The following is an 18249-nucleotide window of genomic DNA, read 5'->3' as shown; positions in this document are numbered from 1 at the left end:
GTTGAGAAGACTGTTGAAATCAACGAAGATGTTCCAGCAACATTTGACGATGGCTCAACAACTAAGACAGTAGAAGGCGTTGGTACTTACACAGTAGCAGCAGACGGTACAGTTACATTTGTTCCTGAGAAATCATTCACAGGTAAAGCACCAGCCGTAACGGTTGTTCGTGAAGATAAGAACGGAACTAAGGCGTCTGCAACGTACACACCAACTGTAACTCCAGTAACACCGACTGCGAAACCAGTTGAAACAACTGATATTCAAGGTGCTACACAAACAGGTAAGCCTGTATTTACTGAAGGCGATAGCCGCGTGCCAATGAACGATGATGTTCCAGCCACATTTGACGATGGCTCAACTACGAAGACTGTTGACGGCGTTGGTACTTACACAGTAGCAGCAGACGGAACAGTGACATTCGTACCTGAGAAATCATTTACTGGTACTGCTCCAGCAGTGACGGTTGTTCGCGAAGATAAGAACGGAACAAAAGCTTCTGCAACTTATACACCAACTGTAACTCCTGTCACACCGACAGCGACACCAGTTGAAACAACAGGTAAGCAAGGTCAAACTCAAACAGGTAAGCCTGTATTTACTGAAGGCGACAGCCGAGTACCAATGAACGATGACGTTCCAGCTACTTTCGACGATGGCTCAACTACCAAGACAGTAGATGGTGTTGGTACTTACACAGTAGCAGCCGACGGAACTGTAACCTTTGTTCCTGAAAAATCATTCACAGGTAAAGCACCAGCCGTAACAGTTGTTCGTGAAGATAAGAACGGAACAAAAGCTTCTGCAACTTACACACCAACTGTAACTCCAGTAACTCCAACTGCAACACCAGCTGAATCTACTGGACCTCAAGGTCTTGTTCAAACTGGAACTGTAACCTTCACTGAAGGTGATGAAGTAGCTCCAATTAACAAGGATTCGGTTACTCTTCTTGATGAAAATGGTCAACCAGCAGCATCTGTAGTTGCTAAGTCATCAGAAGGTAAAGAAATTGGTACTTTCACAGTTGATAAAGATACAGGTGTAGTTACTTTCACACCGACAGATAAATCTTATTCAGGTGATGTTGTCCCAGTTAAGGTTCAAGCAGCTGATACAAATGGAACTACAGTTGAAACAACTTATACACCGAAGATTACTCCGGTTGTTCCAACTTCTGAAGATGCTACATCGACAGATATTCAAGGTCAAACACAATCTGGTAAACCAACCTTCACAGAAGGTAATCCAAATGTACCAATCGATGAAGATACACCAGCTACCTTCGAAGATGGTTCAACCACTAAGACAGTAGATGGTGAAGGAACTTACACTGTTTCTCCAGATGGAACCGTAACTTTCGTTCCTGAAAAATCATTCACTGGAACTGCTTCAGGCGTAACAGTGAAACGCGTGGATAAGAACGGCACTGAAATCACAGCCAAGTACACACCAACTGTGACACCAGTAACTCCAACAGCTGAACCAGCAACATCTACAGACATCCAAGGTGCTACTCAAACTGGTAAGCCTGTATTTACTGAAGGCGACAGCCGTGTGCCAATGAACGATGACGTTCCAGCTACATTCGATGATGGCTCAACTACGAAGACTGTAGATGGTGTTGGTACTTATACAGTAGCAGCAGACGGTACAGTAACCTTTGTACCAGAAAAATCATTCGTTGGAACTGCACCAGCTGTAACAGTGGTTCGTGAAGATATGAACGGAACCAAAGCTTCTGCGACATATACACCAACTGTAACTCCAGTAACACCAACTGCAGAAGATACAACATCTACTGACAAACAAGGTCAAACGCAAACAGGTACACCAACCTTCACACCAGGTAATCCAAATGTTCCAATGGATGATGATACTCCTGCAACATTTGAAGATGGCTCAACTACGAAGACCATTCCAGGTGAAGGAACTTACACTGTTGCTCCAGATGGAACTGTAACCTTTGTACCAGAAAAATCATTCACAGGAGAAGGTACAGGCGTAACGGTTAAACGTGTCGATAAGAACGGTACTCCAGTTACTGCTAAGTACACACCAACTGTGACACCAGTAACACCAACAGCAAGTCCAGCTGAATCAGAAGCACCTCAAGGTGTGGTTCAAACAGGAACTGTTACCTTCACTGAAGGTGACTCAGTTGCACCAATCGACAAGGATACCATTACTCTTCTTGATGAAAATGGCCAGCCAGCAGCATCTGTAGATGCGAAATCACCAGCAGGTGATGTGATCGGTACTTTCACAGTTGATAAAGAAACAGGTGTTGTAACCTTCACACCAACTGATAAATCCTACTCAGGAGAAGTCGTTCCAGTTAAGGTTCAAGCTAAAGATACAAACGGAACAGTTGCTGAAACAACTTACACACCGAAGATCACTCCAGTTGTCCCAACTGCTGAACCTGCAACATCTACAGACATTCAAGGCCAAACACAAACAGGTACACCAAGCTTCACACCTGGTAACCCTGCAATCCCAATGGATGATGATGTACCAGCAACCTTTGAAGATGGCTCAACAACTAAGGTTATTCCAGGAGAAGGAACTTACACTGTAGCTCCAAACGGAACTGTAACCTTTGTACCAGAAAAATCATTCACAGGAACAGGTACAGGCGTGACTGTTAAACGTGTAGATAAGAACGGTACACCAGTAACAGCTAAGTACACACCAACAGTAACCCCTGTAACACCAACAGGTGCTCCAGCAGTATCTACTGATGTACAAGGTGCTACTCAAACAGGTAAACCAACCTTCACAGAAGGTGATAGCCGTGTGCCAATGAACGATGATGTTCCAGCAACCTTCGATGATGGATCAACTACGAAGACTGTCGACGGTGTTGGTACATACACAGTAGCAGCAGACGGAACAGTAACCTTTGTACCAGAAAAATCATTCACAGGAACAGGTACAGGCGTAACCGTGAAACGTGTTGATAAGAACGGTACACCAGTTACAGCTAAGTACACACCAACTGTAACACCAGTAACACCAACTGCTGAGCCAGCAACATCTACAGACATCCAAGGTAAGACACAAACAGGCAAACCAACATTCACACCAGGTAACCCAGATGTACCGATGGATGATGATGTGCCAGCAACCTTTGAAGATGGTTCAACAACTAAGACTATTCCAGGTGAAGGAACATACACAGTAGCTCCAGATGGAACAGTTACCTTCGTACCAGAAAAATCATTCACAGGAACAGGAACAGGCGTGACTGTTAAACGTGTTGACAAGAACGGTACACCAGTTACAGCTAAGTACACACCAACTGTAACTCCGGTAACACCAACAGCAGAACCAGCTACAACTATTGGACCAAAAGGTAAAGAACAATCTGGTAAACCAACATTCAAGGAAGGCGATAGCCGTGTTCCAATGAATGATGATGTTCCAGCTACATTTGACGATGGTTCAACAACTAAGACTATTCCAGGAGTTGGTACTTACACAGTAGCACCAGACGGAACAGTAACCTTCAAACCAGAACCTGAATTTACAGGAACTGCACCAGCAGTGACAGTGGTTCGTGAAGATGTGAATGGAACAAAAGCTTCTGCAACTTACACACCGACTGTCCTTCCAATCACTAAATTTGTTGATAAAGAAGGTAAGGAAATCCCAGGATACCCTACAGTTGATGGAGAAGAACCAAAAGTTGAAATTCCAGGTTACCGCTTTGTTGAAACGAAGAAATTGCCTAATGGTGATACTGAACACGTCTATGAAAAAGTTACAACTTCATACGTAGACGAAAATGGTGTTCCTATCCCAGGTAACCCTACAGAAGATGGGGAACAACCGAAGAAAGATATCCCAGGTTATGACTTCGTGAAGACTATTGTAGATAAAGATGGAAATACGCAACATATCTACAAGAAGACTGTGACACCAACTCCAACGCCGGATCCAACTCCGACACCACAGCCACAACCTACTCCACAGCCACAACCACAGCCTACACCAGAACCACAACCTACTCCACAACCAAAACCAGAAGAGCCAACGATTCCTGTCGTTCCAGAAACGAAAGAAGAAGTGAAGTATATCGATCCACAAAATCCTACTGCACAACTTCCAAATACAGGAACAAAAGAATCTTCTACTGCTGGTCTTGCAATCTTTAGTGCTTTAGCAGGTCTCTCATTATTCGGATTTGCAAAACGCAAAAAAGAAGACTAAGCTAACTTATGGCTAAGAAAAACCGCGAAAATCTCGCGGTTTTTTTCTGTTTGTATTTGAAAAAATATCCTCCAAACTAGATAGTTGAAATCAGTCTTTTATAAGAAAATTTGATAAAATAGAAGTATCAGTGTAAAGGATGAGAGAATGAAAAAGATAATTGGTATCTGGGCTCAAACTGAAAATGGCATTATTGGAAAGGACCAAGTCATGCCTTGGCATCTGCCAGCTGAGCTTCAGCATTTCAAAGAAACAACCATGGGACAAGCAATTCTCATGGGAAGAGTGACCTTTGATGGTATGAAAAAACGGGTTCTACCAGGTCGGACTAGCATTATCTTAACGCAAGATCAAGCCTACGATCCTGAAAATGACGCTGTACTCGTCATGCATAGCAAAGAAGAAGTCTTAGAGTGGTATCAGAACCAAGAGAAGAATCTTTACATTATTGGGGGGAGTCAGATTTTAAGGCTTTTCTCTGATCAGTTAGAAGAGTTGATCCAGACCAAGATTCATGCAACGATTGATGGCGATACATTGGCACCAAAATTTGAAGAGAACCGTTATGAAAAGGTACGTCAAGTTCCCCATCTGAAAGATGAGAAAAATCCATATGATTTTACGGTCAACTATTATAAGAGAAAGGATTTAGACTAATGGAGCGAAGTGTCTTTGGTTTTTTTACAGCTGTCCTATGTGTCATCTGTTTGATTTGCGCCTTACAAACCTTTCGTAAAAAACGGTTTGGCCTCGCTATTTTATTCTTACTAAATGCTTTTACCAATCTTGTGAATTCCATTCACGCCTTTTACATGACCTTATTTTAAACTAAACAGAAACAGAAAATGACAGAAAGAGGAAATACATGCCAACGAATCAAAATAATGATATGATGGTTTATTGCTCATTTTGCGGAAAGAGTCAAGATGAAGTCCAAAAAATCATTGCAGGAAACAATGCGTTTATCTGTAATGAATGTGTAGAGTTAGCACAAGAAATTATCCGCGAGGAGCTTGCTGAAGAAGTACTTGCTGACCTTAGTGAAGTTCCAAAACCAATCGAATTGCTCAATATCTTGAACCACTACGTCATCGGTCAAGATCGGGCTAAACGTGCCCTTGCAGTAGCGGTATACAACCACTACAAACGCATTAACTTCCACGATACACGCGAAGATGAGACGGATGTTGAATTGCAAAAATCAAACATCCTCATGATTGGACCTACTGGTTCAGGAAAGACCTTCTTGGCCCAAACCTTGGCTCGTAGCCTGAATGTTCCATTTGCTATTGCAGATGCAACAGCCTTAACTGAAGCCGGTTATGTGGGTGAAGACGTTGAAAATATTCTCTTAAAACTTCTTCAGGCAGCAGATTTCAATATTGAGCGTGCAGAACGTGGCATTATTTATGTCGATGAAATCGATAAGATTGCTAAGAAAAGTGAAAATGTCTCTATTACTCGTGACGTTTCCGGTGAAGGAGTGCAACAAGCTCTCTTGAAAATTATCGAAGGAACTGTTGCTAGTGTACCACCACAAGGGGGACGTAAACACCCTCAACAAGAGATGATCCAAGTGGATACCAAGAATATTCTCTTCATCGTAGGAGGAGCCTTTGACGGAATCGAAGAAATTGTTAAGCAACGTCTTGGTGAAAAAGTCATCGGTTTCGGTAAGAACAATAAAGCCATCGATGAATCCAGCTCTTACATGCAAGAAATTGTAGCAGAAGACATTCAAAAATTCGGTATTATCCCAGAATTGATTGGACGTCTTCCAGTCTTTGCGGCTCTTGAGCAATTGACGGTTGACGACCTTGTCCGTATTCTAAAAGAGCCACGCAATGCCTTGGTAAAACAATACCAAACCTTGCTCTCTTATGATAATGTTGAATTGGAATTTGATGATGAAGCCCTTCAAGAGATTGCGAATAAAGCTATCGAAAGAAAAACAGGAGCTCGTGGACTTCGCTCGATTATCGAAGAAACCATGATGGATGTCATGTTTGAAATTCCAAGTCAAGAAGATGTCAAACTTATTCGAATCACAAAAGAAGCTGTAGATGGAACTGAAAAACCAATTCTTGAAACAGCCTAGAAAGATAAAATATGGAAATTAACACACATAATGCGGATATCCTCTTAAGCGCTGCAAATAAGAGTCATTATCCTCAAGATGAGATTCCAGAAGTTGCACTTGCCGGTCGATCAAATGTCGGCAAGTCTTCTTTTATTAATACTCTCTTAAATCGAAAGAACCTAGCAAGAACATCTGGTAAACCAGGAAAAACCCAATTGCTAAATTTCTTCAATATCGATGATAAACTCCGTTTGGTAGACGTACCTGGTTATGGCTATGCACGTGTCTCTAAAAAAGAGCGCGAGAAGTGGGGACGGATGATTGAAGAATACCTCACCAGTCGTGAGAACTTAAAAGCAGTCGTTAGCCTAGTCGATTTTCGTCATGAACCTTCTGCAGATGATGTTCAGATGTATGAATTCTTAAAATATTATGAGATCCCTGTGATCTTAGTAGCGACCAAAGCAGATAAGATTCCACGTGGAAAATGGAACAAACATGAATCCATCATTAAGAAAAAACTAGATTTTGATCCAGCAGATACTTTCATTGTCTTTTCTTCGGTAACCAAGGAAGGACTAGAGAAGTCATGGGATGCTATTTTGGAAAATGCGTTTTACGAAATAAATTGAAATGACATGAAAATGTCATTTTTGTTTTGGATTTATCTCGCAATTGTAATAGAAGTGTAATATAAGTGGCTTTGTTTTCTTCTATTTATATGGTATAATCTCTATAAAGATAAAAGATGATAAAAAATTAATTGGAGATAAATTGTATTATGAAAAAGAAAATACGGAATAAAACGAAATTATTTGGTTTGTTCGTTTCTGTATTAGCAGTGGGGACATTTGCTGCTGCTATGAGCGAGCACATAACATCAGTTGGTGCTAATGATGGAACATACCAAGCATACTCAGACCCAACTGAAGCTTTCATCTCACAAATTGGTGAGTCAGCTCGTCAGCTTGGTCAAGAGAATGATCTTTATGCTTCCGTTATGATTGCACAAGCGATCCTGGAAAGTGGATCAGGACAGTCTGGTTTGGCTTCTTATCCACATTACAACCTTTTTGGGATTAAAGGAAGTTATGCTGGACAATCTGCAGTGATGCAAACTTGGGAAGATGATGGTGCTGGAAATGCGTATACGATTAATGATGCTTTCCGTTCATACCCATCCTACTATGAATCATTGCAAGACTATGTAGCAGTTTTGAAACAGGGACATTTTGCAGGTGCTTGGAAGAGTAACACATCAAGCTATCAAGACGCAACAGCTGCTTTGACAGGTGTTTATGCGACAGATACTAGCTACTACGCAAAGCTCAATAATATCATTGAAACCTATAATTTGACTCAATATGATTCACCAAATGTTCAAGGTGGTATTACAGGTTCGGTATACAATCCATATCGTCAACAGTTCACCTCACAAGAAATTTTGAATTTGGATATCGCTTGGGCGAACCGTTTGAATTATTAAAACTAAAACAGGCAGATGCCTGTTTTTTATTATTTCATGGAATATGATTTAAAACGTATATATTGTGAGTTTAAGAATTCTTCCTGAAAACCTTTTCAAACCGTTTTGTCTATGATATAATGAGTTTATTCACAAACATTATATAAGGAGAATAGTATGTCTGAATCTAATTTTATTCAAAAAGTTGGAGCGGCGTGTAATAAGAAGGAAGATCTTTATCAGAAATCTAAAACGCGTTATGCAGTCCGTTCTATTTTTGCTGGAGGATTTCTTACTTTAAGTACGGCGGTCGGAGCAGTTGCGGCTGACTTATTAAATACCTTTGTACCTGGATCTGGTCGTTTTCTATTTCCATTCATCTTTGCCTGGGGCTTGGTTTACCTTTTATTCTTAAATGCGGAATTAACCACCTCAAATATGATGTATTTGACGGCGGGGACCTATCTAAAGAAAATTCATTGGAAGAAAGCGCTGGAAATTCTTCTTTATTGTACCTTCTTTAATTTAATTGGTGCTTTAATCGTCGCTTTTCTTTTCAATCAAACAACAGCCTTTGCACATATCGATCCAAAAGGATTCCTAGCTACGGTGGCAGAAAATAAACTCCAACGAAGCAATCAAGTGGTTTTCTTTGAAGGGGTTATTGCCAATATCTTTGTAAATATTGCTATTCTTTCTTATTTATATTTCAAAGATGAAACAGCGAAGGTGCTCTTAGCCCTCTCTGCTATTTATATGTTTGTCTTTATGACCAATGAACACTTGGCTGCAAACTTTGCTTCCTTCTCATTATTGAGCTTTAATTCAGTTTCTAGCCAATTGCCACATTTTGAGTTTTTAAATATTTTACGTCACTATAGCGTAACCTTCTTTGCCAACTGGGTAGGAGGAGGAGTCCTAATGGGACTAGCCTATGCTTGGTTGAATAATATCAAGAGTCTCTACAACGATTAAAAAATATAAAAAAAGTTTGCAAAAGTACTTGCATTCTTTTTTTATATGTGATAAACTAATCTACGGTTTGAAAAAACTGCCTAAGACAGTAGGGGAGCTCGACTCATAAAGATCCTACCGAGGACAAAACGTATCAATTAAAAGAAGCGTATTGTACTTTCGTGTCTAGGTTTGGGCGCGTTTTTCTTTTGGAAAAATTCCCCAAGCAAAATAATTACGGAGGTGAACACACTAATGAGTGAAGCAATTATTGCTAAAAAAGCGGAACTTGTTGACGTAGTAGCTGAAAAAATGAAAGCTGCTGCATCAATCGTCGTTGTAGATTCTCGCGGTTTGACAGTTGAGCAAGATACAGTTCTCCGTCGCAACCTTCGCGGAAGCGAAGTTGAGTTTAAAGTTATCAAAAACTCAATCTTGCGTCGTGCAGCTGAAAAAGCTGGTCTTGAAGATCTTGCATCTGTATTCGTTGGACCTTCTGCAGTAGCATTTTCTAACGAAGATGTTATCGCACCTGCGAAAATCTTGAACGATTTTGCAAAAGACGCTGAAGCACTTGAAATCAAAGGTGGTGCAATCGAAGGCGCTGTCGCATCTAAAGAAGAGATTCTTGCACTTGCAACTCTTCCAAACCGCGAAGGACTTCTTTCTATGCTCCTTTCTGTACTTCAAGCGCCAGTGCGCAACGTTGCTCTTGCAGTCAAAGCGGTTGCAGACAACAAAGAAGACGCAGCTTAATCTTAAGCTACGCAGCGTAGCCTAGCTACAAAAAAATAAAAACATAAAATTAAAACTTATTTGGAGGAAATAACAATGGCATTGAACATTGAAAACATTATTGCTGAAATTAAAGAAGCTTCAATCCTTGAATTGAACGACCTTGTAAAAGCTATCGAAGAAGAATTTGGTGTAACTGCAGCTGCTCCTGTAGCTGTTGCTGCAGCTGGTGCTGCTGACGCAGGTGCTGCTAAAGATTCATTCGATATCGAATTGACATCTGCAGGCGACAAGAAAGTCGGCGTTATCAAAGTTGTACGTGAAATCACTGGTCTTGGTCTTAAAGAAGCTAAAGAACTTGTTGATGGTGCACCTGGTGTCATCAAAGAAGGTGTTGCTGCAGCTGAAGCTGAAGAAATCAAAGGTAAATTGGAAGAAGCTGGAGCTTCAGTTACTCTTAAATAATAGAGTTTCCAATCAAAATGAAAACCGAGGTTTAGGCCTTGGTTTTTTCGTGCATTCTTTCTTTTGTGACTTTTACAAGCCCTGTATTATCTAATCTTTCATTGAGATACGAAAAAATTATTGCTATAATAGGGATATTCGTTGAAACAAGGAGAAGGTATGAAAAATTTTAAACAGCTTCTTTTGGCTTTAGTTGCAGTTTTTGCAGCAGTCCTCTTGGTAGCCTGTGGTCTAAAAAGTGATAATGGGACTTATGTATTCGAACCCTCAACAGAAGAAGTGAGGGAGATGCTACCAAGTCAACTTGCTTATATCATTACAGATGATTATAAATTTAGGGTTTCGATTATCATTAAGGACAAAGAAGGCGTTATGAAGGTTCAAATAAAATCAAATGTTCAAAATACCAATCAATCCTATGATTTTAAGGTTGACCAAAAACACAAAATATTTGTAATGAAGAATGATGACAGTGGGACAAAGATGTCGTATAAAATTTCTAATCATATGCTAACCTTTATGGATGTGAAAGAATCAAACTCGAGTGGTTCTGATATTTTTATAAACTTTATAAAAATGGCTAAGTTTAAAAAAGTTAAATAATTTAGCGAAGGTAGGTACGGATCCTGCCTATTTAATCGTTACATATTAGTTGATAAATATATTACAAGAGTATTACATTTGTAATATTTCATTGCCGTGTGTCTGAATTGTTGATATAATAGGGTGAATCTAACTAAAAAGGAGAAGTTATGAAAAACTTTAAACGTATTCTTTTAGCTGTAGTAGCTGTTTTTGCAGCAGTCCTCTTGGTGGCATGTGGTGCCAAAAGTGATAACGGGACTTATGTCTACAAACCATCAAAAACTGAAGTGAAGGAAATCCTTGAAGAACAAGGTGCTCCAAGTTCAAGTGTAGATGCATTGATCGACAATGTTAAATTGGAAGTTTCAGTGACCATTAAAGACAAAACAGGTAGCCTTAAAATTAAAGGTGAAATGATGGGACAAAAGACTGACCAATCATTTGATATGAAAGTTGACCAACAAAAGAAAACTCTTCAATCTAAAACAGGTGAAGGTGAGAAGGTTAAATACAAAGTTTCAGGCGATGTGTTCACTTTTGATTTATCTGGTGAAAAGAGTTCAGGTCATGAAGCCGCTTTGGAAATGTTCAAAAACGCTAAATTCAAACGTACAAAATAATACAAGAGAAGGGCAGAGGGGATCTGCTCTTTTTCTTCTTTAAAATATCTTGAATCAGTATGAAAATAGTGGTAAAATCTCATTATAAAATACATTAGGAGATTGATTATGAAAAATATTAAACGTATTCTTTTAGCTTTCGTTGCAGTTTTTGCAGCAGTCCTCTTGGTGGCATGTGGTGCCAAAAGTGATAATGGGACTTATGTCTACAAACCAACAAAAACTGAACTCAAGAAGATTCTTGAAGAGCAGGGCTTATCAGGTAGTCAATTAGAGTCTATTGGAGACGTTATTAATTTTGAAGTTTCTATTAAGATCAAAGATTCTAAAGGAACCCTCAGCATCGCGGGTGAAGTCGCTGGTCAAAAGAATGAGCGATCTTATGATGTCAAAATCAATCAAAAAGAGAAAACAATCTCGTCAAATGATGGTAGTGGAGAAAAGATTACATATAAGGTCGATGGTGACTATTTGACATTTGATCTTTCTAAGTTAAGTAATAGCAACCAAGGGGATCTTATGATTCTTAAAAACGCTAAACTCAAACGTACAAAATAAAGCGACTGAAGAGCGGGGAAACCTGCTTTTTTGCTTTACTTTTATGACTGGTTTGATATAATAAATGAGACTACAGATGGGACTGGGGCAGGAATGATTTTCTTTGAAAATGATTTCGTCTCGCTCCCTCTTTTCTGTGTGATCAAGGTTATTATTTATGAAAAAGGAGAATCATCTATGCTATATATTTGGTCTTACTTGAAAAAGTATCCCAAGTGGCTAGCCCTGAATCTATTTTCAGCGGTCCTGTTTGTTATTGTCAATTTGGGCTTGCCAACGATTCTAGCTCGCATGATTGATGAGGGGATTAACCCGCGTGATGTGGATCGGCTATATTTCTGGGGCTGGGTCATGTTTGCGATCATTTTGCTTGGGATTGTGGGGCGGATTATCTTGTCTTACGCGGTTGGCCAGCTAACGACCACCATGGTCCGAGATATGCGCAATGACCTCTATGCTAAGTTACAGGAGTACTCGCATCACGAGTATGAGCAAATCGGGGTATCGTCATTGGTCACTCGTTTGACTTCGGATGCCTTTGTTTTGATGCAGTTTGCGGATTCTATGTTGAAGATGGGGGTCATCACACCCTTGATGATGGTTTCCAGTGTTCTCTTGATTCTGACAACTAGTCCTTCTTTAGCGTGGATTGTAGCGGTATCAGTACCATTTCTTGCTGTCGTCGTCTGGTATGTAGCAGTTAAGACACGTCCACTTTCCGAGAAGCAACAAAAGACCCTGGACCATCTTAATCAATTTGCACGTGAAAATTTGACTGGACTTCGTGTGATTCGTGCCTTTGCCCGTGAAGAATTCCAGGAAGAGAAATTTGCGGCTGAAAATGCAGTCTACGCAGAAAACTCGAATAAATTGTTCAAACTAACTGGTTTGACAGAGCCCTTATTTGTGCAGATCATCATTGCTATGATTGTGGCGATTGTCTGGTTTGCTTTGGATCCTCTTCATGACGGTAGTTTGAAAATTGGGGATCTGGTTGCTTTTATTGAGTATAGCTTCCACGCGCTCTTATCTTTCCTCTTTTTAGCCAATCTCTTTACCATGTATCCTCGGACTGCGGTTTCTAGCCGTCGGCTCAAGGAAATCATGGACATGCCCATTTCGATCGATCCAAATGAGAATGGTGTAACAGAAACAACGTCTCGTGGCTATTTGGAATTTGACAATGTCACCTTTGCCTATCCAGGTGAGACGGAGAGTCCAGTTCTTCACAACATTTCCTTTCAAGCCAAACCTGGCGAAACGATTGCCTTTATCGGTTCGACCGGTTCTGGGAAATCTTCACTTGTGCAGTTGATTCCTCGATTCTATGATGTAACGCTTGGGAAAATTTTGGTGGATGGCGTGGATGTCCGTGACTACAATCTGAAAGCCCTTCGCCAAAAGATTGGTTTTATTCCGCAAAAGGCCTTGCTCTTTACAGGAACCATTGCTGAGAACCTTCGTTATGGGAAAGAAGATGCCTCTGTACAAGAGCTAGAACAAGCGGCTGAAATTTCCCAAGCCAAGGAATTTATCGACAGTCGTGAGGAACGCTTTGATACCCATTTGGCAGAAGGTGGTAGCAACCTTTCAGGTGGTCAAAAACAACGCTTATCCATCGCTCGTGCCGTTGTCAAAGATCCAGATGTCTTTATTTTTGATGATTCCTTCTCTGCCTTAGACTACAAGACGGATGCCACTTTGCGGAAGCGTCTCAAAGAAGTCACAGGAGATGCGACCGTCTTGATCGTAGCGCAACGCGTGGGAACCATTATGGATGCGGATCAAATTATTGTCTTGGACCAAGGGGAAATCGTTGGTCGAGGAACTCACGATGAATTGATGGAAAGCAATGAGATCTATCGTGAAATTGCCAATTCGCAGCTCGATAGTCCATCATTAACAGAGGAATAGAAAGGAGAAGCAGATGAAACAAGAACAAAACAGTTTTAGTAGACTATGGACTTACTTGAGAGCCTATCGCTTGGAAGTTTGCTTGTCCATTTTTTTAAAAATCCTGAGTGTCGTCATGAGTGTTGTCGAACCTTTTGTTTTGGGGCTTGCCATTACTGAGTTGACAAAAAATCTCATGGATATGGCAAAAGGCCTTGCAGGAGCTGGTCTTAATACCTCCTATATTGCGATCATTATGACGCTCTATCTATTCCGTGGGGTCCTCTATGAGTTGGGATCTTATTATTCCAACTATTTCATGACCAATGCTGTTCAAAAGACCGTTCAGGACATGCGAAATGATTTGTCCCATAAAATCAATCACATTCCCGTTTCTTATTTTGACCGGCATCAGTTCGGAGATTTACTAGGACGTTTTACTAGCGATGTCGAAACCGTCTCGAATGCCTTGCAACAGTCCTTCTTACAAATCGTCAACGCCATCTTTACCTTGCTCTTTGTCATCAGCATGGTCTTATACTTAAACATCCAGCTGGGGCTAGTAGTCATCTTGTCCATTCCGATCACTTATTTCAGTGCTCGATTTATCATGAAAAAATCTCAGCCTTACTTTAAAGAGCAGGCCGATGTTTTGGGAGCAATGAACGGCTTTGTGCAAGAAAATTTAACAGGTTTTAATGTCCTTAAGCTCTATGTCCGGGAAAAATCTTCCCAGGAAGAGTTTCATGATATTACCCATCACCTTCAAAAGGTAGGATTCAAGGCTAATTTCATTTCCGGCTTAATGATGCCGATTTTAAATGGGATTTCAGATTTGACTTATCTCATTATCGCTTTGTTTGGTGGCTTGCAAGTGATAGCAGGTCGTTTGACTGTCGGGAATATGCAGGCCTTCGTTCAATATGTTTGGCAGATCAACCAACCGATTCAAAACTTAACCCAATTGGCAGGACAGCTACAAAGTGCCAAATCGTCTCTAGACCGGATTTTCCAAGTCATGGATGAACCAGATGAAGTAGCAGATGTGACAGAAACCCTCTCTGGAGATTTGACAGGGCAAGTCAGCTTTAAAAACGTGGATTTCCAATATGTAGCAGACAAACCCTTGATCCGTGATTTCAACCTAGAAGTCAAACCAGGTGAAATGGTGGCCATTGTCGGACCAACTGGAGCAGGGAAAACAACTCTGATTAATCTGCTCATGCGCTTTTACGATGTGACTGCAGGATCGATTACGGTGGATGGTCATGATATTCGTCATCTATCTCGCCAAGATTACCGCAAGCAATTTGGAATGGTATTGCAGGATGCTTGGTTATATGAAGGAACCATCAAAGAAAACCTTCGCTTTGGTAATCTCGAGGCAACGGATGAAGAAATTGTGGAAGCTGCAAAGGCAGCCAATGTCGATCACTTTATCCGGACACTCCCTGGTGGTTACAATATGGAAATGAACCAGGAGTCTAGCAATATTTCTCTAGGGCAAAAGCAACTCCTAACCATTGCGCGTGCGCTCCTGGCGGATCCTAAAATCTTGATTTTGGATGAAGCGACGTCTTCTGTCGATACGCGTTTAGAACTCTTGATTCAAAAAGCCATGAAGAATTTGATGAAAGGGCGGACTAGCTTTGTCATTGCTCACCGCCTGTCTACCATTCAAGAAGCAGATAAAATCCTTGTCCTCAAAGATGGCCAAATCATCGAGCAAGGAAATCACCAATCCTTGTTGGCAGACAAAGGATTCTACTATGAGCTCTACAATAGCCAATTTTCAAATAAAAAAGCGGAATAAGTTCCTTTAATCGAAAGAGGTTTGAGATAGCATTCTCATCCTCTTTTTTCTTGCTTTCTTATATTACTACATAAAAAGGTTAACATTTCTGCAACAAATTGATACAGAATATTCACACAATTCACCTTGTTTGTCATGATAATTTTTATTAGGATAGAATCGTTGTAAAAAATAAAAGGAGAAATATGTGATGTATCATTTAAACAAAGATATCATTTTTGGCATTCGCAAGTCTAAGCTTGGAGTCTTTTCTGTCGTAATTACGATCATGGGGGCTTGTTTTTTGACTGGAAAATCTGTGGCAGCTGATCAAGTTGGAGAGCAAGCACAAGTCCAAACACAAGGGCAAGAAGCGACAACTTCTGATCCCGCAAGCTCTCAAGTAGATACCAGCCAATATGGAGCATCTATGCCTTACACCCGTTATGAAGCAGACAAAGGAAACCTCCTTGGAAAGGCAGAGGTAGAGCAGTCTCAAGACAGTCACTCAACAGCTATTGAAGCTTCTGATCAGACTTATGTCGCTTTAAAAGAAAAGGGAGATGGTGTTTCCTTTAAGGTCAATGAACCAGCCAATGCTTTAACCGTACGCTACACGGTACCAGATGGCGCAAGTGGACAACTCGATGTACAGGTGAATGGTCATAGTGTTCAACAATTGGATCTTTCGTCCTCATCTAACTGGCAGTATTTGAATGACAAAGGTGTACACGATAGTGCACAGGCTGATACACGTGCCCGCTTCCAATTTGACGAAGTGCATAGCCTGCTTCCAGGCATTCAACTTCAAAAAGGAGATGTGGTTTCACTCGTAAAAAACAGGTCAGATGACGTCCATTATGGTCTTGACTTTGTGGAATATGAGCAAGCTCCAGACCCGATTGCTCAAGGGGATAATGCTATCAATATTGTTTCTAAAGGAGCTACGCCAAACGACGATACTGATGACAGCCAGGCCCTCTATGATGCGATTTATGAAGCTAAACAAACCGGAAAGAATGTCTATATCCCAGCCGGGCGATTTAATCTCAATCGAAAAGTCGGTATCGATGCTTCTGATATGAAGATTTCAGGGGCCGGTATCTGGCATACCCAACTGAATTTCACTAGCGACCAAGCTGGTGGCGGTGGATTTGACTTCCTTCACCAAGACAACCATGTTGAATTTAGCGATGTCTATCTGTCCTCCAACCTTCGTTCACGCTATGGTGAAAATGCTCAGTACAAGGCCATTTCTGGAACGCCAGGGAAGAACTCTCATATTCACGATATTTGGGCCGAACACTTTGAAGTCGGCATGTGGATTGGCGATTATGCTGGAAAAAATGATATGAAGTACACAGATGGTCTAGTAGTAGAAAATGTCCGTTTGCGCAATAACCTGGCTGACGGAGTCAACTTTGCCCAAGGGACTAAGAATTCGATTGTCTGCAATTCTAGTATCCGTGGAAATGGAGATGACGGACTAGCCAGCTGGTCAAGTATTGCGGATGGAACAGAATCGGCAGTAGCAGAAAATAATAAATTCCTGCACAATACAATTGAGCTCGGTTGGCGCGCTGGGGGTATTGGAATCTTTGGTGGGAAAGGCCATGAGATCGCCTACAATCGGATTAAAGACAATATCGGTGATGCCGGAATTCGCTTGACGACTGTCTTTAAAGGCCATAACTTTGATCTGAATGAAGAAGGAATTCGGGTTCACCACAATCTCTTGGAGCGTACAGGAACGAAGAGCGATATCTACAACAAGCATCGTGGATCGATTGATGTTGAAACGCGCTATGGAGATATTAAAAATGTCACCATTGAGGACAATGTATTTGTAGCGCCATTTGATACAGGTGTGACCGATCACCTCAATCCAAATGGAGGCATCCTAAACCATGTCGAAGTCAGAAACAATCAAACCATGAGTCAACTCTCTCATTCAGCTCAAGCAGGACTATCTGCTCCTGCTTCAAAACCAGTTGTACAAGCCTTGAAGGTGAAAGAAAAAACCCTTCAAGCAGGCGCAGTGAAGGCTTCCCTTCAACCATCGAAAGTTCAACCGTCTAAAAAACAAACTGGTCTGAATCTTAAACAAGCAAAGACAGTCACCAAAACAGTCAAACCTAACTATGTGCTAAAAGCAACAAATTCCAAGCAAAAGAGCTTTTTGAAAGCTCCGAGTGCTTTATTCCTTTACCGGATGTTGTGATTAAGTCAAACGGTTTAAGAAGGATGGAAATCCTGGATAGAATTCCAGGATTTTTTTGCTTGCTGCTAGACTTTCATTGACAGTGAGGAGGCATATCGGTATACTAGGTATAATCTAATGAGGAGGCCACCATGATGATTCGACCCGTTCAGCTCAGCGATGCAGCAGCTATCCGAGCGATTTACCAACCTTATGTGACAGAGACAGCCATTACCTTTGAGGTTGATGTACCGACTGTCCAGGAATTTGAAAGCCGCATCACAAAAACGCTGACTCAATTTCCTTATTTGGTCGCAGAAGTGGATGAGAAAGTTGTTGGGTATGCCTATGCTTCGACCTATTATGCACGCGCTGCCTATGATTGGACCACTGAATTGTCTATTTATCTAGCAAAAGAAGCGCGTGGACAAGGGATTGGATCGGCCCTTTATACGGCCTTAGAAGAGGAGTTGCAAGCACGTGGCTACTTACGCTTTCTGGCTTGTATCGCAGTTCCGAACGAAGCGAGCATTTCCATGCATGAAAAGCGGGGCTATGTTCAAGTCGCTCACTTCCCAAAAATTGGCTATAAGTTTAACAAATGGCATGATATCGTCTGGATGCAAAAGACGATCGAAGGGCCGGTGAGAAAAATCAAGTAAGAGCTGTTAAGGAGTAGTAGCTAAA

15 protein-coding genes and 1 other annotated feature are annotated in these 18249 nt (G+C 41.0%); all 15 genes read left to right on the top strand.

Translation table 11 applies throughout. The annotated features are described in order from the left end of the window. Positions 1 to 4215, top strand: a 4215-nt coding sequence (locus NMM13_RS06715) for an LPXTG cell wall anchor domain-containing protein (RefSeq protein ID WP_254734713.1), incomplete at its 5' end; no start/stop codon positions are given. Between the two features lie 147 nt (positions 4216 to 4362). Next, a complete protein-coding gene (locus tag NMM13_RS06710) occupies positions 4363 to 4872 on the top strand; it encodes a dihydrofolate reductase (protein ID WP_254728207.1) in 510 nt (169 codons plus the stop codon). A 208-nt stretch (positions 4873 to 5080) separates the two neighbouring features. Continuing rightward, the gene (clpX, locus tag NMM13_RS06705) at positions 5081 to 6313 is read left to right on the top strand and encodes an ATP-dependent Clp protease ATP-binding subunit ClpX (RefSeq protein ID WP_254728205.1); all 1233 of its coding nucleotides are present in this window, start codon (positions 5081 to 5083) and stop codon (positions 6311 to 6313) included. Positions 6314 to 6324: 11 nt separating this feature from the next. Continuing rightward, positions 6325 to 6927 carry a ribosome biogenesis GTP-binding protein YihA/YsxC gene (gene yihA / locus NMM13_RS06700; RefSeq protein ID WP_070662235.1) on the top strand — a complete coding sequence of 201 codons (603 nt, stop codon included), beginning with the start codon at positions 6325 to 6327 and terminating at the stop codon, positions 6925 to 6927. Between the two features lie 149 nt (positions 6928 to 7076). Continuing rightward, complete coding sequence (locus NMM13_RS06695) at positions 7077 to 7781, top strand: glucosaminidase domain-containing protein (protein ID WP_254728203.1); 705 nt, start codon at positions 7077 to 7079, stop codon at positions 7779 to 7781. Between the two features lie 156 nt (positions 7782 to 7937). Continuing rightward, positions 7938 to 8735 (top strand): formate/nitrite transporter family protein, encoded by a 798-nt coding sequence (locus NMM13_RS06690; RefSeq protein ID WP_254728201.1) that lies wholly within the window; start codon positions 7938 to 7940, stop codon positions 8733 to 8735. Positions 8736 to 8796: 61 nt separating this feature from the next. Continuing rightward, positions 8797 to 8931 (top strand) — a sequence feature (ribosomal protein L10 leader region). Positions 8932 to 8969: 38 nt separating this feature from the next. After that, positions 8970 to 9470 carry a 50S ribosomal protein L10 gene (gene rplJ / locus NMM13_RS06685; RefSeq protein WP_003001722.1) on the top strand — a complete coding sequence of 167 codons (501 nt, stop codon included), beginning with the start codon at positions 8970 to 8972 and terminating at the stop codon, positions 9468 to 9470. A 75-nt stretch (positions 9471 to 9545) separates the two neighbouring features. Further along, complete coding sequence (gene rplL, locus NMM13_RS06680; protein ID WP_003001622.1) at positions 9546 to 9914, top strand: 50S ribosomal protein L7/L12; 369 nt, start codon at positions 9546 to 9548, stop codon at positions 9912 to 9914. A 159-nt stretch (positions 9915 to 10073) separates the two neighbouring features. Further along, positions 10074 to 10517, top strand: coding sequence for a hypothetical protein (locus NMM13_RS06675; RefSeq protein WP_150906144.1), 444 nt, complete (start codon positions 10074 to 10076; stop codon positions 10515 to 10517). 149 nt (positions 10518 to 10666) lie between these two features. After that, complete coding sequence (locus tag NMM13_RS06670; protein WP_003007432.1) at positions 10667 to 11119, top strand: hypothetical protein; 453 nt, start codon at positions 10667 to 10669, stop codon at positions 11117 to 11119. 108 nt (positions 11120 to 11227) lie between these two features. Further along, on the top strand, positions 11228 to 11677 hold the full coding sequence (locus NMM13_RS06665; RefSeq protein ID WP_003007430.1) for a hypothetical protein: 450 nt from the start codon (positions 11228 to 11230) through the stop codon (positions 11675 to 11677). A gap of 177 nt (positions 11678 to 11854) precedes the next feature. Next, on the top strand, positions 11855 to 13591 hold the full coding sequence (locus NMM13_RS06660) for an ABC transporter ATP-binding protein (RefSeq protein WP_254728199.1): 1737 nt from the start codon (positions 11855 to 11857) through the stop codon (positions 13589 to 13591). A 13-nt stretch (positions 13592 to 13604) separates the two neighbouring features. Next, positions 13605 to 15383 carry an ABC transporter ATP-binding protein gene (locus tag NMM13_RS06655; protein WP_070673966.1) on the top strand — a complete coding sequence of 593 codons (1779 nt, stop codon included), beginning with the start codon at positions 13605 to 13607 and terminating at the stop codon, positions 15381 to 15383. Between the two features lie 190 nt (positions 15384 to 15573). Continuing rightward, positions 15574 to 17583, top strand: a complete 2010-nt coding sequence (locus NMM13_RS06650; protein WP_254728197.1) for a right-handed parallel beta-helix repeat-containing protein — start codon at positions 15574 to 15576, stop codon at positions 17581 to 17583. Between the two features lie 131 nt (positions 17584 to 17714). Next, positions 17715 to 18224: a GNAT family N-acetyltransferase gene (locus NMM13_RS06645; protein WP_254728195.1), complete on the top strand. Its 510-nt coding sequence runs from the start codon at positions 17715 to 17717 to the stop codon at positions 18222 to 18224. Positions 18225 to 18249 lie beyond the last annotated feature (25 nt).

The organism is Streptococcus sp. CF8_St5-11, from assembly GCF_024295625.1.
In the GTDB taxonomy this organism is placed as follows: domain Bacteria; phylum Bacillota; class Bacilli; order Lactobacillales; family Streptococcaceae; genus Streptococcus.
This window is presented reverse-complemented; position numbering and strand designations above follow the sequence as displayed.